At 54.4% G+C, this 26,460-nt stretch carries 25 protein-coding genes; 15 read left to right on the top strand and 10 right to left on the bottom strand.

Translation table 11 applies throughout. The annotated features are described in order from the left end of the window. Window positions 1-108: 108 nt before the first annotated feature. Entirely contained in the window at window positions 109-1,701 is a 1,593-nt protein-coding gene (locus ETA_RS12100; RefSeq protein ID WP_012441911.1) for an ABC-F family ATPase, read from the top strand. 390 nt (window positions 1,702-2,091) lie between these two features. Here ETA_RS12100 and ETA_RS20440 read toward each other — a convergent pair whose 3' ends face one another. Continuing rightward, the gene (locus ETA_RS20440; protein ID WP_012441910.1) at window positions 2,092-2,448 is read right to left on the bottom strand and encodes a hypothetical protein; all 357 of its coding nucleotides are present in this window, start codon (window positions 2,446-2,448) and stop codon (window positions 2,092-2,094) included. Between the two features lie 333 nt (window positions 2,449-2,781). Here ETA_RS20440 and ETA_RS19990 point away from each other — a divergent pair, with 333 nt between their 5' ends. Next, window positions 2,782-3,039 (top strand): hypothetical protein, encoded by a 258-nt coding sequence (locus ETA_RS19990; RefSeq protein WP_042959006.1) that lies wholly within the window; start codon window positions 2,782-2,784, stop codon window positions 3,037-3,039. Between the two features lie 163 nt (window positions 3,040-3,202). On the opposite strand, the gene moeB is transcribed toward ETA_RS19990, so the two are convergent. Continuing rightward, the gene (gene moeB / locus ETA_RS12085; protein ID WP_012441909.1) at window positions 3,203-3,973 is read right to left on the bottom strand and encodes a molybdopterin-synthase adenylyltransferase MoeB; all 771 of its coding nucleotides are present in this window, start codon (window positions 3,971-3,973) and stop codon (window positions 3,203-3,205) included. A 1-nt stretch (window position 3,974) separates the two neighbouring features. After that, window positions 3,975-5,210, bottom strand: coding sequence for a molybdopterin molybdotransferase MoeA (gene moeA / locus ETA_RS12080; RefSeq protein ID WP_012441908.1), 1,236 nt, complete (start codon window positions 5,208-5,210; stop codon window positions 3,975-3,977). Window positions 5,211-5,456: 246 nt separating this feature from the next. On the opposite strand from moeA, the gene ETA_RS12075 reads away from it, so the two are divergent. The 5 genes from ETA_RS12075 to gsiD are packed head-to-tail and all read left to right on the top strand — an operon-like array spanning window position 5,457 to window position 11,701. Beyond that, window positions 5,457-6,404: an isoaspartyl peptidase/L-asparaginase gene (locus ETA_RS12075; protein ID WP_012441907.1), complete on the top strand. Its 948-nt coding sequence runs from the start codon at window positions 5,457-5,459 to the stop codon at window positions 6,402-6,404. Continuing rightward, a complete protein-coding gene (locus ETA_RS12070; RefSeq protein ID WP_012441906.1) occupies window positions 6,401-8,254 on the top strand; it encodes a dipeptide ABC transporter ATP-binding protein in 1,854 nt (617 codons plus the stop codon). The genes ETA_RS12075 and ETA_RS12070 overlap by 4 nt, the downstream gene beginning before the upstream one ends. 33 nt (window positions 8,255-8,287) lie before the next feature. Then, window positions 8,288-9,826, top strand: coding sequence for a glutathione ABC transporter substrate-binding protein GsiB (gsiB, locus tag ETA_RS12065; RefSeq protein WP_012441905.1), 1,539 nt, complete (start codon window positions 8,288-8,290; stop codon window positions 9,824-9,826). A 39-nt stretch (window positions 9,827-9,865) separates the two neighbouring features. After that, window positions 9,866-10,786, top strand: coding sequence for a glutathione ABC transporter permease GsiC (gsiC, locus tag ETA_RS12060; protein ID WP_012441904.1), 921 nt, complete (start codon window positions 9,866-9,868; stop codon window positions 10,784-10,786). 9 nt (window positions 10,787-10,795) lie between these two features. Further along, window positions 10,796-11,701 (top strand): glutathione ABC transporter permease GsiD, encoded by a 906-nt coding sequence (gsiD, locus tag ETA_RS12055; RefSeq protein ID WP_012441903.1) that lies wholly within the window; start codon window positions 10,796-10,798, stop codon window positions 11,699-11,701. A gap of 74 nt (window positions 11,702-11,775) precedes the next feature. Here gsiD and ETA_RS12050 read toward each other — a convergent pair whose 3' ends face one another. Beyond that, window positions 11,776-12,426, bottom strand: coding sequence for an HAD family hydrolase (locus tag ETA_RS12050; RefSeq protein WP_012441902.1), 651 nt, complete (start codon window positions 12,424-12,426; stop codon window positions 11,776-11,778). A gap of 273 nt (window positions 12,427-12,699) precedes the next feature. Here ETA_RS12050 and ETA_RS12045 point away from each other — a divergent pair, with 273 nt between their 5' ends. Beyond that, window positions 12,700-13,908: a serine hydrolase gene (locus ETA_RS12045; protein ID WP_012441901.1), complete on the top strand. Its 1,209-nt coding sequence runs from the start codon at window positions 12,700-12,702 to the stop codon at window positions 13,906-13,908. A gap of 88 nt (window positions 13,909-13,996) precedes the next feature. On the opposite strand, the gene ETA_RS12040 is transcribed toward ETA_RS12045, so the two are convergent. The 5 genes from ETA_RS12040 to ETA_RS12020 all read right to left on the bottom strand — a co-directional run bounded on the left by ETA_RS12040 (window position 13,997) and on the right by ETA_RS12020 (window position 19,691). Next, entirely contained in the window at window positions 13,997-15,280 is a 1,284-nt protein-coding gene (locus ETA_RS12040; RefSeq protein ID WP_012441900.1) for an HAAAP family serine/threonine permease, read from the bottom strand. A 542-nt stretch (window positions 15,281-15,822) separates the two neighbouring features. Continuing rightward, a complete protein-coding gene (ybjG, locus tag ETA_RS12035; RefSeq protein WP_042959332.1) occupies window positions 15,823-16,428 on the bottom strand; it encodes an undecaprenyl-diphosphate phosphatase in 606 nt (201 codons plus the stop codon). Beyond that, complete coding sequence (locus ETA_RS12030) at window positions 16,391-17,170, bottom strand: phosphatase PAP2 family protein (RefSeq protein ID WP_012441898.1); 780 nt, start codon at window positions 17,168-17,170, stop codon at window positions 16,391-16,393. The genes ybjG and ETA_RS12030 overlap by 38 nt, the downstream gene beginning before the upstream one ends. A gap of 227 nt (window positions 17,171-17,397) precedes the next feature. Continuing rightward, window positions 17,398-19,086 carry an aspartate:alanine antiporter gene (locus tag ETA_RS12025; protein ID WP_012441897.1) on the bottom strand — a complete coding sequence of 563 codons (1,689 nt, stop codon included), beginning with the start codon at window positions 19,084-19,086 and terminating at the stop codon, window positions 17,398-17,400. A 341-nt stretch (window positions 19,087-19,427) separates the two neighbouring features. Then, window positions 19,428-19,691, bottom strand: coding sequence for a GrxA family glutaredoxin (locus ETA_RS12020; RefSeq protein ID WP_012441896.1), 264 nt, complete (start codon window positions 19,689-19,691; stop codon window positions 19,428-19,430). A gap of 181 nt (window positions 19,692-19,872) precedes the next feature. Between ETA_RS12020 and ETA_RS12015 the strand changes: the two genes are divergently transcribed. Together ETA_RS12015 and nfsA are read left to right on the top strand one after the other, a co-directional pair. After that, on the top strand, window positions 19,873-20,127 hold the full coding sequence (locus ETA_RS12015; protein WP_012441895.1) for a YbjC family protein: 255 nt from the start codon (window positions 19,873-19,875) through the stop codon (window positions 20,125-20,127). Window positions 20,128-20,141: 14 nt separating this feature from the next. Then, a complete protein-coding gene (nfsA, locus tag ETA_RS12010) occupies window positions 20,142-20,864 on the top strand; it encodes an oxygen-insensitive NADPH nitroreductase (RefSeq protein WP_012441894.1) in 723 nt (240 codons plus the stop codon). Here nfsA and ETA_RS19985 read toward each other — a convergent pair. After that, window positions 20,835-21,017 carry a hypothetical protein gene (locus tag ETA_RS19985; protein WP_157861802.1) on the bottom strand — a complete coding sequence of 61 codons (183 nt, stop codon included), beginning with the start codon at window positions 21,015-21,017 and terminating at the stop codon, window positions 20,835-20,837. The genes nfsA and ETA_RS19985 overlap by 30 nt on opposite strands. A gap of 116 nt (window positions 21,018-21,133) precedes the next feature. Between ETA_RS19985 and ETA_RS12005 the strand changes: the two genes are divergently transcribed. From ETA_RS12005 to potI, 5 genes are all read left to right on the top strand, one after another. After that, complete coding sequence (locus ETA_RS12005; RefSeq protein WP_012441893.1) at window positions 21,134-21,613, top strand: YbjN domain-containing protein; 480 nt, start codon at window positions 21,134-21,136, stop codon at window positions 21,611-21,613. A gap of 417 nt (window positions 21,614-22,030) precedes the next feature. After that, entirely contained in the window at window positions 22,031-23,140 is a 1,110-nt protein-coding gene (gene potF / locus ETA_RS12000; RefSeq protein WP_012441892.1) for a spermidine/putrescine ABC transporter substrate-binding protein PotF, read from the top strand. Window positions 23,141-23,245: 105 nt separating this feature from the next. Then, window positions 23,246-24,379, top strand: coding sequence for a putrescine ABC transporter ATP-binding subunit PotG (gene potG, locus ETA_RS11995; protein WP_157861847.1), 1,134 nt, complete (start codon window positions 23,246-23,248; stop codon window positions 24,377-24,379). 8 nt (window positions 24,380-24,387) lie between these two features. After that, a complete protein-coding gene (gene potH / locus ETA_RS11990; protein ID WP_012441890.1) occupies window positions 24,388-25,350 on the top strand; it encodes a putrescine ABC transporter permease PotH in 963 nt (320 codons plus the stop codon). After that, on the top strand, window positions 25,347-26,192 hold the full coding sequence (gene potI / locus ETA_RS11985; protein ID WP_012441889.1) for a putrescine ABC transporter permease PotI: 846 nt from the start codon (window positions 25,347-25,349) through the stop codon (window positions 26,190-26,192). The genes potH and potI overlap by 4 nt, the downstream gene beginning before the upstream one ends. Window positions 26,193-26,460: the final 268 nt, after the last annotated feature.

Below are 26,460 nucleotides of genomic sequence, written 5' to 3'. Positions count from 1 at the left end.
ATTTTCCCCCGCGCTTTTCCTCTGCCAGAGTGCTGTATGCCCCGCGCCATTTTTTTGGCATAATGCGCGCTGATTTACCCACTCATCTCGCAAACGAAAGGCTATCCTGTGCTAGTTTCCAGCAATGTCACCATGCAGTTTGGCAGTAAGCCGCTGTTCGAAAATATCTCTGTCAAATTTGGCGGCGGCAACCGCTATGGTCTGATCGGTGCCAACGGCAGCGGCAAGTCCACCTTTATGAAAATTCTCGGCGGCGACCTGGTGCCTTCTGCAGGCAATGTAGCCCTCGACCCGAATGAGCGTATCGGTAAGCTGCGCCAGGATCAGTTCGCCTTTGAACAATTTTCCGTGCTGGACACGGTGATCATGGGCCACGGCGAGCTGTGGGAAGTGAAGGAAGAGCGCGACCGCATTTACGCCTTGCCGGAAATGAGCGAAGAAGACGGTTACAAAGTGGCCGATCTCGAAGTGAAATATGGCGAAATGGACGGTTACACCGCCGAAGCGCGCGCCGGTGAACTGCTGCTGGGCGTGGGCATTCCGCTGGAACAGCATTACGGCCCGATGAGCGAAGTCGCTCCCGGCTGGAAGCTGCGCGTACTTCTGGCGCAGGCGCTATTCTCTAACCCGGACATCCTGCTGCTGGACGAACCGACCAACAACCTGGATATCGATACCATTCGCTGGCTGGAGCAGGTGCTGAACGAGCGTAACAGCACCATGATCATTATCTCGCACGACCGTCACTTCCTGAATATGGTGTGTACGCACATGGCCGATCTCGACTACGGCGAACTGCGCGTCTATTCGGGTAATTACGACGAGTATATGACGGCGGCCACCCAGGCACGCGATCGCCTGCTGTCGGATAATGCCAAGAAAAAAGCGCAGATTAATGAACTGCAGTCCTTCGTCAGCCGCTTTAGCGCCAACGCCTCAAAATCCCGCCAGGCGACCTCACGCGCCAAGCAGATCGATAAAATTAAACTGGATGAAGTGAAAGCATCCAGCCGTCAGAACCCGTTTATTCGTTTCGAGCAGGACAAGAAACTGTTCCGTAACGCCCTTGAACTGGAAGCCGTCACTAAAGGCTTCGACAACGGTCCGCTGTTCAGCAAGCTTAATATGCTGCTGGAAGTGGGCGAGAAGCTGGCGATCCTCGGCCCGAACGGTATTGGTAAAACCACGCTGCTGAAAACCCTGGTCGGTGATCTTCTGCCGGATAGCGGAACGGTAAAATGGTCTGAGAACGCACGCATTGGCTATTACGCGCAGGATCACGCTCACGACTTCAGCGACGATCTGAGCGTGTTTGACTGGATGAGCCAGTGGAAGCAGGAAGGCGACGATGAGCAGGCGGTACGCGGTATCCTCGGGCGTCTGCTGTTTACCCAGGATGACATCAAAAAGCCGGCCAAGGTGCTGTCCGGTGGTGAGAAGGGCCGTATGCTGTTTGGTAAGCTGATGATGCAGAAACCGAACGTGCTGATCATGGATGAACCGACTAACCACCTTGATATGGAGTCGATCGAAGCGCTGAATATGGCGCTGGAGATGTACGAAGGCACGCTGATCTTCGTTTCTCACGACCGTGAATTTGTCAGTTCACTGGCGACTCGCGTGATTGAAATGACGCCGGGCAAAATGAACGACTTTACCGGTAACTACGAAGACTATCTGCGTAGCCAGGGCATTGTTTAACCCCTGACGACAGTAACAGGCTGGCTGCAAACGCGGTCAGCCTGTGTGTAATAAAAATTCGTGAGCCATAGAAATATAAATGTCACCGCTTTCGGCGAACGTGATTATTTATTGCGTTGTTAAGATTTATTTAAAATAAATGACTAATACCAGCGATTGTATTTAATATATATTATTGAAACAATAACAACCCAAGAGAGACTAAGTGGTGCAGCGTAACCAGGGATAAAACGTACAAAGACATAAATTCCCGCCACAATAATAATGGCAGGGATTAAGTAGAAAAACGAGTGGAGTAACCATATTATTGCGCGCTTCATTTACGCAAAATCTCATATAAAGCGTCTGCGATTATTTCTTCGTTGTTGTCCCCAGAGTTTACTTGGTAAATTATTTCAGGCATTTTCTTCTCAATAAGAAAATAAAGCATTTCAATGTTTTCTTTGCGCAGCGCTTGATAGTATGAGGGATCTTAATTGCTGATGCGGCTATTTGTGCTTTAGCATAAAGCGTTGTTCCGTTCACAAACCATGTTGAAAAGGAATTGATGAGGTTGATATGAGTCTTTTTGAAATCCTCATTAGCAATAATTAAATTGGCAATAGTAAATGAGAGAGCTAACTTACTGGCTTTTGCCGAGCTGTGATCTGGCGCTCTGCCTGATAATTTTTGAATGTGAGAGACGAGGTTATTGCTTTTTTGAATGCCAAGGTTGTGAAGCGTTTTCCTGAAATAGAGTTCAACCATGTCCAGAGTAACGTTTTTTCTTGCGTAAATTTCACCTAAGGCTAAAACTAACCTTTTGTCCTCTCTCTATGTATCACGGCAGGAACTACGATAATATTCATCCGGAACAAGGCATGAACCATAATTGATAAGCCGTTATCCGCCCAGTTTCACCTTTTCAATGGTAGACATATGGTCTGCATATATGTCATTCAATGAACGAGTCAATGCGATAGCTAATTACTTATTGGCTTGCATCTTCAATTGCAACCAAGGGTTGTGACGTGTCTCATTCCCTTGTTGTATGATAGACTTTAATTTTGATCATGTTTGCCAACGAGGGCAAGAAAGAATATGGGAAAAACAAAGAAAAAACTCATTTACGTTCCGGTTGGTATTATTTTCTTTCTCATTATACCGGAAATTGTGCTACGTACGCTCAGCCCGGAGCAGCTCGTCAGGGTGAGTGATTTTACCAGTTTGGGCGGTATGCTAAATCCTCTGCTTTCCTTACTTATTTTTCTTGGTCTTTTCTCCATCGTCCTGGCTATTATTACTGTTTCTGCTACAGGCAAAATTTATCGGTTGAGATCACGATCTGAAGGAAAGTAAACCTGTCAACATCTGTTGCTTCCCGGATCGCGATCCTGGAGTAATATCCCGGTTCATTAACGCGTTCAATGCGCTATCAAATAAGCGTTCCTGGTAGTAAACCATCTGTAGGGAACTTAGTCCGACTTGAGAGAACCGATCAATGACCAATAATCACGAATTATTAACCTTCCCGCTGACCTCCATCCCCACAGACCTCACAGCCAGCATCCTTCGCCACTTTTATTGAGCGGAACTGCAATGTCATGGCATCGTACAGCAGCAGTTTTCCGGCTACCGGGCTGCCATAGTGGGTAAGGGCGCGAATGGCCTCCATCGCCTGCAATGAACCGATAACCCCGACCAGCGGTGCCATCACCCCGGCTTCCACACAGCTCAGCGTTGCAGCACCGAACAGGCGGCTGATGCAGCGATAGCAGGGTTCCTCGCGGCCCCAGCTGAACACGCTGATTTGCCCCTCCATACGGATTGCCGCCCCCGACACCAGCGGGGTTTTGCTGGCAAAGCAGAGCCGGTTCAGCTGTTCGCGCGTCTCGAGGTTATCGCAGCAGTCGATCACCAGCTGATGCCGGGCAATAAGCTGTGCCATCCCGTCATCATCTAGGCGCGCGTTAACCGCCTCGATGGCGATCGATGAGTTGATCGTGGCAAGGCGTGCCCTTGCCGAGTCGACTTTTGCCATCCCCAGCTGCGCCTCGCCGTGCAACACCTGGCGTTGCAGATTCGAGAGCGTCACCTCGTCGAAATCGAGCAGCGTCAGCTGGCCAATTCCGGCGGCGGCAAGATACTGGCTGGCGGCGCAGCCCAGCCCGCCGAGCCCGACCACCAGCACGCGCGCGGCCTTTAGCTGCTCCTGGCCGTCGAGATCAAAACCGCGCAGCACGATTTGACGGTTATAGCGCAGCATCTCCTTGTCGCTTAGCTCGGGTAACATATCAGCCCTCCAGCAGCGCGTTAAACGGCTCAACGTCGACCCATTCACCGGCCGCCACGTTGCCGCGCTCGCGCTCCAGCACGATAAAACAGTTAGCCGCATGGAACGAGCTGAAGATGTGGGAGCCCTGATGCCCGGTGGTTTTTACCTCCAGATCGCCATGAGCATCGCGTTGTACAATACCGCGCTGGAAGTCGAGGCGGCCCGGCGATTTTTTCAGAAAGCTGGCGCAGCGAACGCGCTGGCGCGGGGGCAATGCCGGACCATGCTGTCCGGTTAGCCTGGCCAGCAGCGGTTGCACCAGCTGATAAAAGGTCAGTACCGCCGAGACCGGATTACCCGGCAGGCCGCAGAACCAGCTGTGCGGCAGGCGGCCGAAGGCAAAGGGTTTGCCCGGTTTGATCGCCAGCTTCCAGAAGCCAATTTCACCCAGCTCTTCTAACATCTCTTTGGTGTGATCCGCCGCGCCAACCGATACGCCGCCGCTGCTGATCACCACATCGGCGCTGGCATCAGCCTGGGTAAACGCCGCGCGCAGCGCCGCCGGATCGTCGCGGATAATACCCAGGTCAATCACTTCACAGCCGAGCTTATCCAGCATCAGCCGCACGGCAAAACGGTTAGTGTCATATATCTGTCCTGCTGCCAAAGGCTGACCAACCGGCTGTAGCTCGTCCCCGGTGGAAAAAATCGCCACGCGCAGTTTGCGCACAACGCTGACTTCAGGAATGCCGAGAGAGGCCAGCAGCGGCAGTTGCGCCGCGCCGAGCTTGACCCCGGCAGCCAGCACTTCTGCGCCTTCAGGGATATCTTCCCCCGCACGACGAATATTTTGTCCGGCGCTGATCTCAGCGGTCATGCTCACCGCATCACCCACTAAAGCGGTTTGCTCCTGCATCACCACCGCCTCGCAGCCTGAAGGGAGCGGTGCGCCGGTCATAATGCGAATGCAGCTACCCGCAGGCCATACGCCGTCATACGGGCTACCGGCAAACGCTTTTCCGGCTACCGGCAGCGCGGCGCGCGCGTCGAGGTCCGCCATGCGCAGAGCGTAACCGTCCATCGCCGAATTATCGAAAGGCGGCACGTTCAGCGGGGAAATCACCGGACCTGCCGTAATTCGCCCTACCGCCTGCGTCAGGCTAACGGTTTCGCTATCTGCTAACGGGATAACGCGTGCCAGCAGGGTAGTCAGGGCGTCGTCCAGGGAGATTAATCCCGTAGTCAATGTTTCCATCGGTTGTTTCTCCAGGATACGAACGAAATAGGCGGGCTACATTATGACGTGGATCCGGTACAGGGTCACGTTTGCCGGTGCTAACGGGCGACGGGCTTAACTTATAACTATTAGTTATAAATGCAGGGGAAATATTCCGCTTTACATATCTATACAGCCTACCTATAGTCAAAAAGGTTATTTCCTTGATAAATATATTCTAACTCAGTGTTTTTCATGCTGATTTGCTACAGGTTAAATTAAATAATGGCCAAAGCGACGATTGCAATTCATGGTGGTGCTGGCGCCATTGCGCGTGCCAGCATGAATGCCGGGGATGAGCAGCGCTATCGTCAGGCGTTATCACTCATTGTTGCAGACGCACAGTCCAGGCTGGCGGCAGGGCAGAGCGCGCTGGACGTGGTTACCGAAGCGGTGCGGCAGCTGGAGGAGTGCCCGCTGTTTAATGCCGGGCGCGGCGCGGTATTGACTCATCAGGGACAGCATGAACTGGATGCTTGCGTGATGGACGGTAGCACGCGCGCGGCAGGTGCGGTGGCTGGTGTGACCCGCGTGCGTAATCCGGTGCTGGCCGCACGTGCGGTACTGGAAAACAGCCCGCACGTGCTGTTGATTGGCGAAGGCGCGGAATCGTTTGCGGAAGCACAAGGCCTCGAGAGGGTTGAAAATCACTTTTTTACCACGCCACAGCGCCGCGCCCAGCTCGAACGCGCCATTGCCGACAACCAAATGCGGCTTGACCACGATGCAGGCTCCCTTAGCCCGGATCGTAAATTTGGCACCGTGGGGGCCGTTGCCCGCGACAGTGCCGGCGGGCTGGCGGCAGCTACCTCGACGGGCGGCATCACCAATAAGCAGGCCGGCCGCGTAGGCGATTCGCCGCTGCCCGGCGCGGGCTGTTATGCCAGCGCCGGGGTGGCTGTCTCCTGTACCGGGAGTGGAGAAGTGTTTATGCGCCTGCTTGCGGCCTATGACGTCGCGGCGCTGATGGAGTATGGCGGGCTGTCGTTAGCCCAGGCGACGCAGAAGGTTATTATGGAAAAAATTCCCGAACTGGGCGGAAGCGGTGGGCTTATCGCCGTTGATGCGGCAGGCAATCTGGCGCTGCCTTTCAACAGCGAGGGCATGTACCGCGCATATGGCGTAGCGGGCGAACAGCCGGTGGTGGCTATTTATCGGGAGGACGCCCGGTGAGCGCATTTTCACAGCATGACAAGGTACTGTCGGTGCGCGATCTTAGCGTCAGTTTTGCGCGCGAAGATCGCCAGCGTATTCAGGTCGTAAAGAATTTGTCACTGGATGTGCATGCCGGTGAAACGCTGGCCATCGTTGGTGAGTCCGGCTCAGGAAAATCGGTCACCTCTCTGGCGCTGATGCGTCTGGTGGAGCAGGGGGGCGGCAACATCGACAGCGGCACAATGTGGCTGCGCCGTGAGCGGAAGCCACCGGTCGATCTTGCCACCCTGCCGCAGTCGGAGCTACGCAGCATTCGCGGCGCGGACATGGCGATGATTTTCCAGGAGCCGATGACTTCACTCAATCCGGTGTTTTCGGTTGGCGAGCAGATTGCCGAGTCTATCCGCCTGCATCAGGGGAAAAGCCATGCGCAGGCGCTGGCCGAGGCGCGGCGCATGCTCGATCTGGTGCGCATTCCCGAAGCCAAAAATGTGCTGGCGCGCTACCCGCACCAGCTCTCCGGCGGCATGCGTCAGCGGGTGATGATCGCAATGGCGCTCTCCTGCCGCCCGTCGCTGCTGATTGCCGATGAGCCCACCACCGCGCTGGATGTCACCATCCAGGCACAAATCCTGCAATTGATCCGCGTGCTGCAAAAAGAGATGCAGATGGCGGTAATTTTTATCACCCACGACATGGGGGTGGTCGCGGAGATGGCGGATCGGGTACAGGTCATGTATCGCGGCGACGTATTAGAGAGCGGCAGCGTTCAGGAGATTTTCAGCCATCCGCAGCAGCCGTACACGCGTTCGCTGCTTGCCGCAGTGCCTAAGCTGGGAGCGATGAGTGGGCGCGATCTGCCGGCGAAATTCCCCCTGTCTGGTGATATTGGCGAGCCGGTGGCAGAAGCGCCGCAGGATACGGTCAATCAACTTGACGCCCCGATCCTCCAGGTACGTGACCTGATCACCCGCTTCGATATTCGTGGCGGTATTTTCAACCGGGTGCAGCGGCGGGTACACGCCGTTGAAAAGGTGAGCTTCGATTTGCGCGCCGGTGAAACGCTGGCGCTGGTCGGCGAGTCCGGCTGCGGCAAATCCACCACCGGGCGCTCTTTGTTGCGTCTGGTGGCAAGCCAGGGCGGCAGCATCACCTTTAACGGCCAACGCATCGACCGCCTGCACGGCTCAGCTCTGGCGCATCTGCGCCGCGATATCCAGTTTATCTTTCAGGATCCGTATGCCTCTCTCGATCCCCGCCAGACGGTGGGCTATTCGATAATGGAACCGCTGCTGGTTCACGGCATTGCGCGCGGGCAGGAAGCGGAACGGCGGGTGGCCAGCCTGCTGGAGCGCGTCGGGCTGCAGGCGGAGCATGCCCGGCGCTATCCGCATGAGTTCTCCGGCGGGCAGCGCCAGCGTATCTGCATCGCGCGCGCGCTGGCGCTCAACCCGAAAGTAGTGATTGCCGATGAAGCGGTTTCGGCGCTGGATGTTTCGGTTCAGGCGCAGATCGTTAATCTGATGCTCGATTTACAGCGGGAGTTTGGTATTGCGTTTCTGTTTATTTCCCACGATATGGCGGTGGTGGAACGTATCAGCCACCGGGTAGCGGTGATGTACCTCGGTCAGATTGTGGAGATCGGACCGCGACGGGCGGTATTTGAGCACCCGCAACATCCTTACACCCGCAAGCTGATGGCATCGGTGCCGGTGGCTGACCCCACCCATCGTCGACGTGAGCGTGCTCTGCTAGTTGATGAAATACCCAGTCCTGTCCGCGCCCTCGGCGACGAACCGGACGTGGCTCCGTTGGTTGAGGTTGGAAGCGGACATTTTGTGGCGCGCCACGCCATCAGCCGAACCTGATTGCTGCATAACGAAAACAAGGGATAAGCTAAGATGATGAATAAGCATACGCGTAGGCTGTTGTTAACGGCTGGCCTGTTGGGTAGCTGTGCCACATTCACCGCCTGGGCGGCGAAAGATGTCACTATCGCGGTAGCCTCTAATTTTACCACTCTCGATCCTTACGATGCCAACGACACCCTGTCGCAGGCGGTGGCCAAGTCGTTCTATCAGGGGCTGTTTGGCTTTGATAAAGAGATGAAGCTGGAAAACGTGCTGGCAGAAAGCTATCAGGCCAGCCCGGACGGATTAAGTTACGTTATTAAGCTCAGGAAAGGGGTGAAGTTCCAGGACGGCACGTATTTTGATGCCGCGGCGGTTAAAGCGAACCTCGACCGCGCCAGTAACCCGGATAACCATCTCAAGCGTTATAACCTGTTTAAAACCATCGCCAGTACCGACGTGCTGGATGCCAGTTCGGTGAAAATTACGCTAAAACAGCCGTTCTCGGCATTTATCAACACGCTTGCCAGTCCGGCCGCGGCAATGATTTCGCCGGAGGCACTCAAGAAATACGGTAAGGACATCGGCTTCCATCCGGTGGGTACCGGCCCCTATCAGTTTGTCGCCTGGAATCAGACCGATTTTGTCAAAGTCGCGAAATTCAGCGGTTACTGGAAGCCGGGTTATCCGAAGCTGGACAGCATTACCTGGCGTCCGGTGGTGGATAACAATACCCGTTCCGCGATGCTGCAAACCGGGGAGGCCAACTTTGCTTTCCCAATCCCGTTTGAGCAGGCCAAACTGCTGGAGAAAAACAGTAAGCTGAACCTGGTGGCTTCCCCATCGATTATGCAGCGCTATATCAGCTTTAACGTGACGCAGAAGCCGTTCGATGACCCGAAGGTGCGCGCCGCGATCGGCTACGCCATCAACCGTGAGGCGCTGGCTAAGGTGGCATTCGCCGGGTATGCCACCCCGGCCAGCGGCATCGTTCCGCCGTCTATCCAGTATGCGCAGCAGTATCCTGCCCCGGAATACAACCCGGCGAAAGCGCGTGAACTGCTGAAAGAAGCGGGCTATCCCAACGGCTTTACCACCACGCTGTGGTCTTCACATAATCACAGCACGGCACAAAAGGTGTTGCAGTTTACCCAGCAGCAGCTGGCCCAGGTGGGGATTAAGGTGGAAGTGACGGCGATGGATGCCGGTCAACGCGCGGCACAGGTTGAAGATAAAGGCCAGAAGGAGAGCGGCGTACGCATGTTCTATACCGGCTGGTCGGCTTCCACTGGTGAAGCTAACTGGGCGTTAACGCCGCTGTTTGCCACCCAGTCCTGGCCGCCAACCATCTTTAATACCGCTTTCTACAGCAATCCGCAGGTCGATAAAGATTTAAGCGACGCGCTGAATACCACCGACGGTGAGAAAAAAGCGGCGCTGTATAAAGATGCGCAGGATCGTATCTGGCACGACCAGCCCTGGGCACCGCTGGTGGTTGAAAAGCTGATTTCGGCCAACACCCGCAATTTGAGCGGTTTCTACGTGATGCCGGATACGTCGTTCAACTTTGACGATGCCGATCTGAAGTAACGGTTCAACGCGCCTCCCCCGGGGGGCGCAGGGTATAACATGCTTAATTATTTTCTGAAACGGCTACTGGGGCTGATCCCCACGCTGCTCATTGTCGCCGTGCTGGTGTTTCTTTTTGTGCATCTGCTGCCGGGCGATCCGGCACGACTGATTGCCGGACGCGAAGCCGATGCCGAAGTTGTGGCGCTGGTGCGCCAGCAGCTGGGGCTGGATTTACCGCTGCCGCAGCAGTTTTGGCACTATATCACCCATGCACTACAGGGCGATTTAGGCGTATCCATGGTGTCCAAACGGCCGGTTTCTGAGGAGATCGCTCAACGTTTCCTGCCCACGCTGGGCCTGACGCTGAGCAGTATGCTGTGGTCAGTGATCTTCGGGATGGTCATCGGCGTGGTTTCCGCCGTGTGGCGCAACCGCTGGCCCGATCGGCTGGGTATGACGCTGGCGGTGTCGGGCATTTCGTTCCCCGCTTTTGCGCTGGGTATCCTGCTGATGCAGGTGTTTTCCGTTCAGCTTGGCTGGCTACCAACCGTGGGAGCGGATAGCTGGCAGCACTATATCTTACCGTCCATTACGCTTGGCGCGGCGGTAGCGGCGGTGATGGCGCGTTTTACCCGCGCCTCATTTGTTGAGGTGATCCAGGAAGACTATATCCGTACCGCGAGGGCAAAAGGCGTACGGGAATCGGTAGTGATGGTCAAACACGGTTTGCGTAATGCGATGATCCCGGTAGTGACCATGATGGGCCTGCAGTTTGGTTTTCTGCTTGGCGGCTCTATCGTGGTTGAAGTGGTATTTAACTGGCCGGGGCTGGGACGGCTGCTGGTGGATTCGGTAGCAATGCGTGATTATCCGGTGATCCAGGCCGAAGTACTGCTGTTTTCGCTGGAATTTATTTTGATCAATCTGCTGGTCGATATGCTGTATGCAGCAATCAATCCAGCCATTCGCTACCAGTAAGGATGTACGATGATTAACTGGCGACGTAATGCCTTACTCTCTTCGCTGCCTCAGGTTTCCCCGGATCGGGTTCGCACGCCGTGGCGTGAGTTCTGTCGTCGTTTTCGGCAGCAGCATATGGCGATGGTGGCGGCGATGTTCGTATCACTGTTGATCCTTATTGCGCTCTTTGCCCCTTATTTGGCGCCTTTCGATGCAGAAAACTATTTTGACTACGATCGGCTGAACGAGGGACCTTCGCTGCTGCACTGGTTTGGCGTCGATGCGCTGGGGCGCGATATCTTCAGCCGGGTGCTGTTAGGCAGCCGGCTTTCGCTGGTAGCCGGATTTTTTTCCGTCGCCGTTGGGGCGGTCATTGGCAGCGGGCTGGGGCTGCTGGCCGGCTATTATGAAGGCTGGTGGGATCGGGTGATTATGCGTATTTGTGACGTGCTTTTCGCCTTCCCCGGCATTCTGCTGGCCATTGCGGTGGTGGCGGTGATGGGGAGCGGCATGTCGAACGTGATCCTGGCGGTGGCAATTTTCAGCATTCCAGCCTTTGCGCGGCTGGTACGCGGTAACACGCTGGTGCTGAAGCATCAGACGTGGATCGAGTCAGCGCGCAGTATTGGCGCCTCTGATTTCACCATCATCATGCGTCATATCCTGCCCGGGACGCTTTCGTCGATCGTCGTCTATTTTACCATGCGCATTGGCACTTCAATTATTTCTGCTGCCAGCCTGTCGTTTCTCGGACTGGGGGCCCAGCCGCCGACGCCAGAGTGGGGCGCGATGCTGAATGAGGCGCAGGCGGATATGGTGCTGGCCCCTCACGTGGCGATTTTCCCCAGCCTGGCGATTTTTCTTACCGTGCTGGCCTTCAATCTGTTGGGCGATGGTTTACGCGATGCGCTGGACCCGAAACTGAAAGTCTGAAGCAGGGCAGGCCGGAGAGGCAAATATCAGCGACAGCGGCATTCACCGTGCCGACGTCGCTGCCGGTCTGAATATCATTTTACCCAGCGGCAGACTTCCCAGCCGCGCCGTTGTGCCAACAGATCCAGTTTCTTATCCGGGTTAATCACACAGGCCCGATCGGCGTACTCCAGCATCGGCAGATCGTTTACCGAGTCACTGTAGGCCCAGATCTGCTCAAACGGCTGTCGGCATGCCAGCCACTCTTTAAGCCTGCTGACCTTACCCTGCTGGTAAGTCATGGTGCCGTAAATCTTGCCGCTGTAGCGATCGTCAACAATATCTACGCCAATCGCCAGCGCTGCGTGCGCGCCAAGCCGTTGAGCAATAGGTGAAACCAGATGCTCACCGCTGGCGGAGATAATCACCACCGTATCACCACGCTGTTGATGCCAGCGCAGGCGTTCGTGGGCGGCGGGGTAAATGCGCGGCAGAATGTCTCGCTGGATAAAACGGCGTATCCAGCTCTGAACGGTCGTGATGGCCATACCGGCCAGCGGAGAGAGGGTGGTGTGCATATACTCATCCATTGCGAGTGAACCGCGGTAATATTGCGCCATCAGCAGGCGCTCCTGCTCCAGCAGTGCGGCGGGCGCAAAGCCCTGCCACACCAGCCAGCGCAGCCACAAACCCGTGCTGTCCTCACTAATCAGCGTTTCATCGAGATCAAACAGCGCTAAATCCATCGTTGCGACTCCACGGGGTGGTTTTATTCAGATTAGCTGAATTCTGTGACATCCTGCCCATCCGGTAAAAAATCGGAATTAAGCCGTTCAAGACGCTAACTTATTGCTGCTAAAGGGCCTGGCAGGCAGAAAGCTCCGTATATATTGAACAAACACGAGAAAACTTTACCATCAGGCGGTTCTTTTTAGGACAAGAACACCTTAGTGTAGATGGGTTAATCACCTGACACTGCGTCAATTATCTTGGTCTTTCAGAGGGATACCTGCAACTCCATGAAGAAAAAAACGCTCCTCTCCTCCGCTGTACAAACTCGGATCTGCACCGCCTCACTGCTCCTGCTCACTGTTTCCTGCGCATGGGCGCAAGATGCTCCCGTTGCGCCACAGCTTGATGCCAAAGCCTGGTTTCTGATGGACTTCCACAGTGGCAAAGTGCTGGCCGAGTCCAATGCCGACCTGCGCCTCGATCCGGCCAGCCTGACGAAAATGATGTCCAGTTATGTCATTGGCCAGGCGCTGAAGGCGGGTAAAATCGGTAAGGATGATCTGGTGACCGTAGGCAATGATGCCTGGGCGACCGGAAACCCGGTACTAAAAGGCTCGTCGTTGATGTTTCTTAAACCGGGAGACCGTATTGCGGTATCGGAGCTTAACAAGGGTATCGTTATCCAGTCGGGTAACGATGCCAGCATCGCTCTGGCCGACTATGTCGCCGGCAGTCAGGATGCCTTTGTTGGCCTGATGAACAATTATGTGCAGACGCTAGGGCTTAAAAATACCCATTTTAAAACCGTGCACGGGCTTGATGCCGACGGGCAGTTCAGCACCGCGCGGGATATGGCGCTGATTGGTCAGGCGCTGATCCGCGATGTGCCCGATGAGTACGCGCTGCATAAAGAAAAAGAGTTCACCTTCAATAATATCCGTCAGCATAATCGCAACCGCCTGCTCTGGAGTAGCAACCTACAGGTTGACGGTATTAAAACCGGGCATACTTCGGGTGCGGGAAACAACCTTGTCGCCTCGGCTGTCGAAGGCGATCGACGTATGATCTCCGTGGTACTGGGGGCGGCAACCGATGCGGTTCGCTTCCGCGAAAGCGAGAAGCTGCTCACCTGGGGACTGCGCAATTTTGAAACCGTGACGCCAATCAAAGCGGGTAAGGCTTTTGCCACGCAGCGCGTCTGGTACGGCGATCGCAAAGAGGTGAGCCTCGGTGTTGCCCAGGATGCCGCGATCACGCTTCCTCACGGGCAGTTCAAGGGCCTGAAAGCCAGCTTCACGCTAAGCCAGCCGCAGCTGACCGCGCCATTGGTGAAAAATCAGGTAGTGGGAACGATTGATTTTCAGCTGAACGGTCAGTCCATTGAACAGCGCCCGCTGGTGGTGCTGGAGGCGGTGCCGCAGGGCGGATTATTTAGCCGTATTTGGGATTTCGTGATGATGAAGATGGAGGGCTGGTTCGGCAAGTGGTTTTCCTGATGCTCCGTTGAGCGCCTGAAGACGGGGAGAAACACCCCGTCTTCAGGCGTGCGGCGATAAGGAGGGTTATCACCGTCGGGTGTGGCTATCAGACCAGGTTCCAGGCCACGGCAGAAATCGCCACCAGTCCCACGATGACAACAAACACATTGCTGAGTTTTCCGCTGTATTTGCGCATAGCCGGGACCTTGTTAATCGCGTACATCGGCATCAGGAACAGCAGCACGGCGATAATCGGCCCGCCCAGACTTTCGATCAGACCGAGAATGCTCGGGTCAAGCGTTGCCACAATCCAGGTCGTCACCAGCATAAACATGGCGGTAAAACGATTCAGTTTGTGTTCGGCAATGGTTTTACCACGGCTACGCAGCATTTTATTTACCGTGCCGTTAAATCCTTCACGCGCGCCGAGATAGTGCCCGAGGAAGGATTTAGTGATCGCCACGATGGCGATAATCGGGGCGAGCCACGCCATCAGCGGCGTGTCAAAATGGTTTGCCAGGTAAGACAGAATGGAAATGTTCTGTGATTTGGCTTCTGCCAAGTTCTCTGGCGACAGGCTAAGCACGCAGCTGAAGACGAAGAACATGACCGTGACAACCATCATGATATGGCTGCGCGCCAGAATGCTTGAGCACTTGGGTTCCGCCTTATCACCGTACTCTTCACGTTTGGCGACGGCGAATGCGGAAATAATTGGCGAGTGGTTGAAGGAGAATACCATCACCGGGATGGCCAGCCACAGGGTCATCATCAGCCCTTTACCGCTGCCTTCCAGGCTGACGTTGTCAAAAATCGCGCTGCTCCAGTGTGGGATCAGATACAGCGCCAACAGCATCAGCACCAGCACAAACGGATAGACCAGTACGCTCATGGTCTTCACGATAATCTCTTTGCCGAAACGCACAATGGTCATCAGGCCAACGATCAGGATCAGCGACAGCAGCACACGCGGCGGGGGCTGCATATGTAGCTGATGGGTCATAAAGCTTTCGACGGTATTGGTAATGGCAACGCTGTACACCAGCAGGATGGGATAGATAGCAAAGAAGTAGAGCAGGGTAATAAGCTTACCGGCGCCGGTGCCAAAGTGCTCTTCGACCACCTCGGTAATATCTTCACCGGGTTTACGCCCGGAGAGCACAAAGCGGCACAGGCCACGGTGAGCAAAAAAGGTCATTGGAAAGGCGAGCAGCGCCATTATCACCAGTGGGATCAGCCCACCGATACCGGCATTAATCGGCAGAAACAATACGCCGGCACCGATGGCAGTGCCATACAGGCCCAGCATCCACATGGTGTCGCTTTTACGCCATTGGCCGTCATCCTGCGCTGACTCGGGGGTGAGCGCCGCCGTTTGGGATGTATCCATAAATTCTCCAGTATTAAAGCATGATAAATTAATGCAATCCCAGGCTACCCATTACAGCGTAATTGACTGCCTGATGTCGGATTTAATTATTCTCTGTGATTTTATGGCGCACACTCTACCACCAGACGAAATAGAAGAAAGCACTCAATGATTAATCTCCGGTGATCGCAATCACACTTCCGGCACCTTTTTAGTATTGCCATCTAAATGAAGCCACATTTTTGGCTATTTCTGCCAATTGGTTATTTCTACGCAGATGATTGCACTGATTATTTATTATTCCGCGATGTTGAAAAATATTATCTCATCGATTAATTATTATAATGTAATAAAATATTGATATTTATCAATTCATAATCAAGATGACGCAGGGGTTGCCGGGTATTTAATCAGTTGCGCAAATAGAGAAATTAATAACCTGTAGAACAGGATTGTTTGCGCAATTAAGCCGCCCAGAAGAGTGGATTTCAGGATATGACAAGAATGTTCTGGGCTGGATGACGATCGATTTCAGGGTCTGAATATTCAGACCCTGTTCTCAATTAGCCCCGCACCCAGCCTTTACTAATAGGAAAAGCAAAGAGGGTACGGTACAGGGATGAAAGGAATTGAAGAAGACGCGATCCAAAAAACGGCCAGACGATTTGCGCAAACAGACATGAGAGCATCCCGACAAGCACAGCGCCCAGCATATCCAACGGCCAGTGTATGCCCAGATATACGCGAGACCAGGCGATGAGTACTCCGGCCAGCATCAGTACCATGCCCGACCCGACCCGATGCCAGCTGATAAAGGCAATCGCAAAGGTGAAGATCACCGTGCCATGATCGCTGGGGTAAGAACCATCCGGCGCGTGTGCTAACAGCTGATGGCCAATGCCGACAGCGAAAGGACGCGAATGCGGGAACAGCTGTGCCAGGCACCATGCGATTGACAGTGCATACAGCAACGCTATGCCAGTTTTCGCCACCAGTACGCGCTGCGCGGTTAACTGATTGCGCGGGCCCCACAGCCAGAGGCCAATAATCAGTAACGGCACGACGGCGATAAGGTAGCGTGCGCAGAACGTGGCCAGCCCGATCAGCCAGCCGGGAGGCTCAGCACCGGCGTTAATGCTGAGAAACATCGACTGGTTTAGCGCTTCCATCATGATCAATTCCTCTTCTTCTTTTAAACAGCAGCGTGACGCAGCCGAAAGTGACGCATTGTGTTAACCATACCCACCATGCCGCCCACAAATTATGTGAAAGAAAATGCGCGCCGCGCATCATCTGACCAAAACCCATCGCCAGACCGACCGCGACCGCTATCCACCAGTACAAGAGGGCAAGACGTGGCCAACGTGGGTAGAACAAAAAAAACAGCGCCATCGCGCTAAATCCGCTGGAGGCGTGCCCGCCGGGGAAGCAGTGTCCCGGCCCGCTGTTAGCAGGAACGGTGCCGAAAAGCGGATAAGAAACGGCCTCGCCGCCGAACTGGACCAGGTCCCACGGGCAGGAATGGGTGCTGCCCGACTTCAATATTCCGACGACCAGCGGGCCAATCCCCATCATCAGTGCGACCAGCACCCATCGGGCCTGGCGACGTAGCAGGCCCGCCAGCAGCAGCAGGACGCCGCCGCCAATCACCAGATCTTTCAGCAGGCGGTGATTAATCACATCCAGCCAGCGATTATCCTTCCATGGAAACTGATGGTTTACCGGGTCGAACCAAAGGCGGGTCAGCGCCATATCCCAGCTCTCGTCGCGCGACAGCCAGATAAAAAACAGGGCTGTAAGTACCAGTAGCACGAACTGCTTAAGATAAAAGCGTGCTGTCAGCGGGTAAAGGGGATCGCGCCTAATGTGACGGGTCGTTTGGCTAATATTTAGGTTAACTGATGGTTTCATGTCATTTCGACTGCCTGAAAAATATGATGCTATTGTGCAGGGCAGCGCTTAAGGAAACATTAAGAGTAGGGGGCGATACGGGAACAGGCAGGGCAGAATAACAATGAAAAAAACCCGTTAATCAGTAAATTAACGGGCTCCTCAATACGGGAATTTCAAAGAAAAGCAGTGGCACTAATTAAGACTTCAGCGCCAAAAGAAAGTTCTGTGTGGAATAAGATTATTTTTTATCCCCCCAGGATGGGCCAGATGATGACGATCAGCGTGCCTGCCAGGGTGAGTAATACGTTAGCAATCGCGTAGGTTCCCGCATAACCAAGTGCCGGGATGTTACTGCGTGCGGTATCGCTGATGATCTCCATCGCCGGAGCACAGGTTCGTGCGCCCATGATCGCGCCAAAGAGCAGGGCGCGATTCATTTTTAGCACCCAGGCACCAAACAGAAAACAGATCACTACCGGCACCAGGCTGACAATTAATCCCGCACCCAGCATAAGCAGCCCGGTTTCGCCCAGCCCTTTGGTTATCCCGCTGCCGGCACTTAAACCGACACCGGCCATAAACACCATCAGCCCAAACTCTTTCACCATGGTCAGAGCGCCCTGAGGAATATAGCCAAAGGTAGGATGGTTGGCGCGCAGGAAGCCCAGCATAATCCCCGCGAAGAGCAGTCCGGCCGCATTGCCGATGCCGAAATTGAAGTTGCTGAACTGGAAAGTGATCATGCCGATCATCAGGCCGAGAATAAAGAAGGCGCAGAATGCCAGCAGGTCGGTGACCTGGCTGTGTATGGAAATAAAGCCGATACGGTCGGCAACGGATTTCACGCGCCTTGCTTCTCCGCTGATGTGCAGCACGTCGCCTTTGTTGAGAATGATGCTTTCATCAATTGGCATTTCAATCTGGCTGCGGATCACCCGATTAAGGAAGCAGCCGTGGTCGGTCAGCTTCAGCTGGCTTAGCCGTCGGTTTACCGCATTGTTATTCTTTACCACGATCTCTTCGTTAACGATGCGCATATCCAGCAGGTCGCGGTCGAACACCTCTTTGCCATTGCGGAAGCTGGGATCGAGCCGGGCATGGGCATCCGGGTAACCGACCAGCGAGATTTCGTCACCCGGCTGTAACACCGCGTCGCCATCCGGACTTGCCAGAATGCCGTTACGGCGAATTCGTTCGATATAACAACCGGTCTGGCGATAGATACCCAGCTCGCGCAGATTTTTGCCATCGCTCCAGGCCACCAGCTCCGGCCCTACGCGATAGGCACGGATCACCGGCAGATAGACTTTACGTTTACTGTCCGGGTCAAGCCCGCGCTCGCGCGCAATTTGCTGTGCGCTGGTAGGCAGGTCCTGATGCTGGAGTTTCGGCAGGTAGCGCGCGCCGAAAATTAAACTGACGAGGCCAACCAGGTAGGTCAACGCGTAACCCAGGCTAAGATGATCCTGGGCAAGACTTAAACTTTTGCCGTCCGTCAGGGTTTGGCGCAGGGTATCGCCCGCGCCAACCAGCACCGGAGTGGAGGTCATCGATCCGGCCAGCATTCCGGCCGTCAGGCCGATATCCCAGCCAAACAGCTTGCCCAGCCCCAAGGCCAGCACCATCGCGCTACTGACCATCACTATCGCCAGCATCAAATAGTTTTTGCCATCGCGGAAGAAAATAGAAAAGAAGTTGGGGCCGGCTTCCACGCCCACGCAGAAAATAAATAACATAAAGCCCAGGTTGAGGGCGTCAGTGTTAATTGAGAAGTGCTGTTGGCCGAGAAGTAAAGAGACGACTAAAACGCCAATAGAATTACCGAGTTGAACAGAACCTAACCGGAGTTTGCCTAAACATAACCCCAATGCCAATACGACGAATAATAACAGAATGTGATTTCCAATTAACAAATCTGCAACGTTTATATTCACAAGTCACTTCTTGTTGACGAATAAAATGATGATGGAAAGGGTATGTACGCTAAATTTAACCCGGTGATGCTGCCTTTCAGGCGACAGGTGGACAGCGCTATGGGCAGGCTCAATGCAAACGCCTACTACTTTAATCGTTACCGGGTTAGACAGCCACCTCGCGGCATAGTTATTTTTTATTGCCCGTGCTTTATTTTAAATCCGACGTGCCTACCAAGTAGGTATGCGGAGTGAGGGAATAGGCCGTCACGATGAGTGAGAGGGAAGGGAAACAGAGCAGAGGGCGCGGCGTGACGGTGACTGGCGCTGCGTAGGCACACAGCGCCTGTCACCGTCATAAATTACTGGAAAAGGCCCAGATTTTCTTTCGCGTAGGCTTCAAATTCAGTACAACCACCGATGTGGTTCTGATCGAGGAAAATCTGTGGAACGGTCTCAACCGGTTTGCCAACGGTTTTTTCCAGGTCGGCCTTTGTAATACCTTCAGCATGAATATCGATATAACGGAAATTGAAGTCTTCGCGCTCTTCGGTCAGCTTCTCGGCAAGCTCTTTAGCACGGACACAATAAGGGCAGGCTGGGCGACCAAAAATGACTGCAAACATGGTATCTCCTGAATTTTATAGCGGATTTTTAGTTAATGGGCTAGATGATGCCCGCATCTCTCGCTTAAAGAAAGAAGGAATTACCTGTTAGTTTGATTCGCAAGATCTATACTGAACCGTTGCAGGCCAGGGCGTGAATCGGCTTGCGAAGCCTGAACCCGCCGCAGTCATGAGAGTGTTAATGCGTGCCTTTAGTCAATTACCCCGCCCTTTACTGCTGATGGAAATATTGGGTATTGTGCTGCTGGTTGTCTCCCCGTTTGCACTGCGCGACATGCTGCCATTTTCCCCGTTGAACGGGAAGCCGACGGCAACGGCGTTGCTGTTTGCTGCAATCGTGCTGATACTGCCGGTCCCGGTCGTTATGATCTGGCGCAGCGCCAAACTACTGGCCCCCAAATTATTTCATGTGCTTTCAGTACGCAATAAACGTTAATTAAGGAGATCCCCATGACGCCAACCATCGAGTTACTGCGTTCCCATCGCTCGATTCGCTCTTTCACCGACGAGCAGATCTCCCCCGGACAGCGCGCGGCCATCATTGAGGCAGCGCAGTCCGCTTCCACGTCCAGCTTTTTGCAGTGCTCATCGATCGTTCGCATCAGCGATCGCGCGCTGCGCGAAACGTTGGTTAAGCTGAGCGGTGGCCAGCACTACGTTGCACAGGCTGCTGAATTCTGGGTTTTTTGTGCTGATTTTAACCGTTTGCAGCAGATCAGCCCGCAGGCGGAGCTGGGGCTGGCAGAGCAGCTGCTACTGGGATGCGTTGATACGGCGTTAATGGCACAAAATGCGATGATAGCCGCAGAATCACTCGGCTTCGGCGGTGTGTACATCGGCGGTATTCGTAACCATATTGCCGAGGTCACGGAAGCATTAGGCCTGCCGAAATTTGTGCTGCCGCTGTTTGGCCTGTGTCTGGGTAAGCCTGCTCAAGATCCGCAGTGCAAACCGCGTATGCCTGCCGATCTGCTGGTGCATGAAAATCGCTATCAGCCTTTAAACAGCGCGCTGCTGGCGCAGTACGATGATGAGCTGGTGCAGTATTATCAGAGCCGCGAGAGCAACCCGCGTTCTGAAAGCTGGAGTGAACATATCCAGAAGACGCTTAGCAAAGAGAGCCGCCCATTTATTCTCGATTACTTACACCGGCAGGGCTGGGCAACGCGCTAACGCTGGACGTTCGCCCGTGCGGAATAAGACGCGAATACCCGTCAGCCTGTCGCTAACATCGCGCGTCAGGCTGACGGATGAGCGCTGCGATCCCCAAACCGGCACGCCGGGTCCAAGCTGGCGTGTTGGCCCTGGGATCGTCAGCCTGCGCATTATGGGCTCTGTCTTAATTGCGCGTTTTAGCCTCATATTTCTGCGTTAACCATAGTTTTTGCCGCCGTTTTTCCGTAAGCTAGTACGCAATTTTATGGCTCAAGAGACAATTCTATATGGCTTCACTCGTCGTTCCGGATCTCGACGTGTTACGACGTTGGCTGGATCAACAAAGTATTACCTGGTTTGAGTGTGATTCGTGTCAGGCTCTCCACCTGCCGCATATGCAGAATTTTGACGGCGTATTTGATGCCAAGATTGATCTGGTGGATGAGGTTATTCTTTTTTCAGCACTGGCCGAGGTGAAGCCGACTGCGCTGATCCCGCTGGCGGGCGACCTGTCACAAATTAACGCCAGTTCACTGACGGTGAAAGCATTCCTCGATATTCAGGACGACAATCTGCCTAAGCTTATCGTCTGCCAGTCGTTAAGCATTTCGGCCGGCGTCACCTACGGCCAGTTCAAGCACTTTATGAAGCAGAGTGAAGAACAGATTTCAATGATCGTTATGGAAGCGTTCGCTAACCATCTGCTGGTGATTGCTGAAGAGGATGAACGCCCACCGATCGTCGCCAGCCATTCGCTACTGCATTAATCTGCACCTTACGTTCCTTTTCCTTCGGGTGGACGGGCTTCCGCCCGCCCGTTCCTGCATCCCCCTGTCGCTGAAAAAGTGAGTAAGGCTGTTTAACTGACGCCACTCTCCCTGCCATACCCTGTTTTATTCTGCGTTTTGTCCCGTATTGCCAGATATTTGTCCACTATTTTACTTCCAGTGCCTGTCATGTAGGGAAAAACTGCATAATAAATCGCTTACCGCGTTTTTTAATCCAGAGGCTGGTTTGGATGAATGACAGGCGCTATCTTTGTTTGTCCAGATCCGTCGTGCCCTACCGCTAAACATTGTGTTTAAGGGTATGAGCATCAGCATGAATAATGATGCATGATGAATGCGTCATATGAAGCCAGATCTGCGTAACATAAAGATTATCCCTGTTCAGGAGGATGGAAGATGTTCAACCACGTTAACAAAGGGTTGTCAGGTGCCGCTGTGGCAATGCTGATGGCGATTTCCACCGCCTCACCGGCGGCAGACAGGACGCTGCACGTTTATAACTGGTCTGATTACATCGCGCCGGATACCGTGGCAGATTTTGAAAAACAGACCGGCATCAAAGTGGTGTATGACGTCTTTGACTCCAACGAAGTCCTTGAAGGCAAATTAATGGCTGGCAACACCGGCTATGACGTGGTGGTGCCTTCGTCCAGCTTCCTGGCGCGTCAGCTGGAGTCCGGCGTGTTCCAGCCTCTGGACCGCAGCAAGCTACCGAACTATAAAAATCTTGACGCGGATTTGCTGAAAAAGCTGGAGCAACACGATCCGGGTAACAAATATGCTATCCCTTATCTGTGGGCCACGACCGGCATTGGCTACAATGTTGAAAAAGTGAAGGCGGCGCTGGGCAAAGATGCACCGGTGAACAGCTGGGATCTGGTTCTGAAGCCTGAAAATCTGGCCAAACTAAAAAGCTGTGGTGTCTCCTTCCTTGATGCACCAGAAGAGATTTTTGCCACCGTGTTGAACTATCAGGGCAAAGATCCGAACAGCAGCGATGCGAAAGATTATTCGGGGGCCGCGACCGACCTGCTGTTGAAGCTGCGTCCAAGCATTCGTTACTTCCACTCATCGCAGTACATTAACGACCTCGCGAACGGGAATACCTGCGTGGCTATCGGCTGGGCGGGCGATATCCTTCAGGCGAAAAATCGTGCGCTGGCAGCGAAAAACGGTGTTGAGATCGCCTACAGCATCCCAAAAGAGGGCGCGCTGGCATTCTTTGATACGCTTGCCGTCCCGAAAGATGCAAAAAATGTTGATGAAGCCTGGCAGTTTATTAACTACCTGCTGGAACCTAAAGTGATGGCGAACATATCGAACGCGGTTTTCTACGCCAGCGGTAATAAAGCCTCGCTGCCGTTTGTCGATGCCGCTATCCGCAATAATCCTGGCGTCTACCCTCCGGCGGACGTGATGGCAAAACTGTTCATCCTCAAGGTGCAGGAGCCAAAACTTGACCGCGTGCGCACGCGGGCATGGACTAAAGTGAAGAGTGGGCAGTAGCGCGTATCGCCACAGAGGCGCGCATAACGGCCTCTGTCTTATCATTTCAGCGGGCCCGCCTCTCCAAACGGCGGGCCCCACTTACGATGCCGGAGTATCATGGCAGTGAATGATGTCATTTCCCGTTCTCAAGGCAAAACCGGCAGGGCGCTATCGCCGCTGCTGGAGATCCGTAATCTGACCAAATCCTTCGATGGGCAGCATGCGGTGGATGATGTGAACCTCACCATCTATAAAGGCGAGATTTTCGCGCTGCTTGGGCCTTCAGGCTGCGGCAAGTCAACCCTGCTGCGCATGTTGGCAGGATTTGAATCCCCGACCCAGGGCCAGGTTGTGCTGGACGGGCTTGATCTTTCCCATGTGCCGCCGTATCAACGCCCTATCAATATGATGTTCCAGTCCTATGCGCTTTTTCCGCATATGACGGTGGAGCAAAACATTGCCTTTGGCCTCAAGCAGGACAGGCTGGCGAAAGGTGAGATAAGCGCGCGCGTAGCCGAGATGTTGACGCTGGTGCATATGCAGGATTATGCCAAACGTAAGCCCCACCAGCTCTCTGGCGGCCAGCGTCAGCGTGTGGCGCTGGCGCGCAGCCTGGCAAAGCGGCCAAAACTGCTGCTGCTTGATGAACCGATGGGCGCGCTGGATAAAAAGCTGCGCGACCGTATGCAGCACGAAGTGGTGGATATCCTTGAACGCGTGGGAGTGACCTGCGTGATGGTGACTCACGATCAGGAAGAAGCGATGACCATGGCCGGGCGTATTGCGATAATGAACCGGGGTAAATTCGTCCAGATCGGTGAGCCGGAAGAAATTTACGAGCACCCGGCTACGCGCTTCAGCGCAGAATTTATTGGCTCGGCAAACCTGTTTGAGGGAATTCTGCGCGAACGCCGGCCTGACAGTCTGCTGATTGACAGCCCGGCGCTTGGCTGTCCACTGAGAGTCCTTTCCGATGCTTCGGTGGTGGATGGTGTGCCGGTCACCGTGGCCCTGCGTCCCGAAAAGGTGATGCTGTGCACGCAGCCAACGGCCGATGGCTGTAATTATGCCGTTGGCGACGTGGTGCATATTGCCTATCTCGGCGATCTGTCCATTTACCATGTGCGCCTGGGTAACGGCCAGATGATCAGTGCCCAGCTGCAAAACGCGCATCGCTTCCGCCAGGGAACGCCGACCTGGGGTGATGAAGTGCATCTGTGTTGGGATGCCGACAGCTGTGTGATCCTGATGCAATAGGGGAGACGATGAACCCATTTTCTGAACGTCCCATGGCCGGGCCAGGCACTCGGCAAACGACTATCAAAGGCCTGCTGACCCGGATACAGATGGCGCATGGGCGTAAGCTGGTGATTGCACTGCCGTACCTGTGGCTTTCGCTGCTGTTTTTGCTGCCGTTCCTGATCGTCCTCAAGATCAGCTTCGCCGACGTGGTGCGCGCCATCCCACCTTATAGCGAACTGTTCAGCTGGGCCGACGGCCAGCTGAACCTGGTGCTGAACTTTGGCAACTATTTCACCCTGACCGACGATCCGCTGTATATCGATGCCTATCTGCACTCTTTGCAGGTGGCGGCGGTTTCGACCCTGATCTGTCTACTGATTGGTTATCCGCTGGCATGGGCGGTGGCACACGCTCCGGCATCAACGCGTAATATCCTGCTGCTGTTGGTGATCCTGCCTTCGTGGACCTCATTTCTGGTGCGCGTTTATGCGTGGATGGGGATCCTTAACGATAACGGCGTGTTAAATCGTTTTCTGATGTGGAGCGGGTTCATCGACCATCCGCTCACCATCTTGTACACCAACCTGGCCGTATATATTGGTATCGTTTACTGCTATCTGCCGTTTATGGTGCTGCCCATCTACACCGCCCTGACGCGCATTGATTATTCGCTGGTGGAGGCCGCGCTCGATCTTGGTGCGCGCCCGCTGAAGACGTTTTTCAGCGTAATTGTGCCGCTGACCAAAGGTGGGATTATTGCCGGTTCGATGCTGGTGTTTATCCCGGCGGTGGGGGAGTACGTGATCCCGGAACTGCTCGGTGGCCCGGACAGTATTATGATTGGCCGCGTGCTGTGGCAGGAGTTCTTCAATAACCGTGACTGGCCGGTCGCCTCTGCCCTGGCGGTGATTATCCTGCTGATCCTGATCCTGCCTATCATCTGGTTCCATAAGCATCAAAACAAAGCGTCGGAGGAGAAAGCGTGAATAACCTGCCTGTCATTCGTTCAAAATGGCGCACGGCGATCCTGGCGGTCTGCTTCTTCTTTCTGTACGCGCCGATGCTGCTGCTGGTGGTGTATTCGTTTAACTCATCGCAGCTGGTCGCATGGGAGAGCTTCTCGCTACGCTGGTACAGCGTCTTGTTCCACGACGATGCCATGATCAGTGCGGTGACGCTCAGTCTGTCGATTGCCGCCATGTCGGCAACGGCGGCGGCTATTCTCGGCACTATCGCGGCGGTGGTGATCGTGCGCTTTGGGCGGTTCAAAACGTCGACGGGCTTTGCCTTTATGCTGACCGCGCCGCTGGTGATGCCGGATGTGATCACCGGGCTGTCGCTGCTGCTGCTGTTTGTGGCAATGGCAAACACCTTTGGCTGGCCCGCCGACCGTGGCATGTTGACGATCTGGCTTTCGCATGTGACCTTCTGCACCGCCTATGTGGCGGTGGTGATCAACTCGCGGCTGCGTGAGCTGGACAGATCGATTGAGGAAGCGGCGATGGATCTTGGCGCCACGCCGCTGAAAGTGTTCTTTGTTATCACCGTACCGATGATTGCGCCGGCGATGTTGACCGGTTGGCTGCTGGCGTTTACGTTATCGCTCGACGATCTGGTGATCTCCAGCTTTGTCACCGGGCCGGGTGCCACCACGCTGCCGATGCAGATCTTTGCCAGCGTGCGCCGTGGCGTTAACCCGGAAATTAATGCTCTGGCATCGCTGATCCTGTTCGTGGTGGGGCTGGTCGGATTTATCGCCTGGCGGCTAATGGCGCGAGAAGAGCAGCAGCGAGTGAAAAATATCCGCAAGGTTCACGCTGGGGAATAAGCGGGGGTCTCTCGCCCGCCGCCTTGATGGGCAAACGTAGCGGTAAGGATCCTCAAAGGATATCAGAGAGTTGTATTAACCAACCTTCATCCCCTTTTTTGTCTCGTCGGGCGCAAATTCCTGACGTGGGACTAAGTATTTTCTTACTAATGGCTATAATTAACCGGATGGCGGTACGAGCCGGTTAATGACGCGATCGGATCATGTGCCGTAACGGATCTTTTATTCGCACAGCGGTAGGCAAAATGCGTTTATTTGCCGCCGTACC

This window comes from Erwinia tasmaniensis Et1/99 (assembly GCF_000026185.1).
Taxonomy (GTDB): domain Bacteria; phylum Pseudomonadota; class Gammaproteobacteria; order Enterobacterales; family Enterobacteriaceae; genus Erwinia; species Erwinia tasmaniensis.
This window is presented reverse-complemented; position numbering and strand designations above follow the sequence as displayed.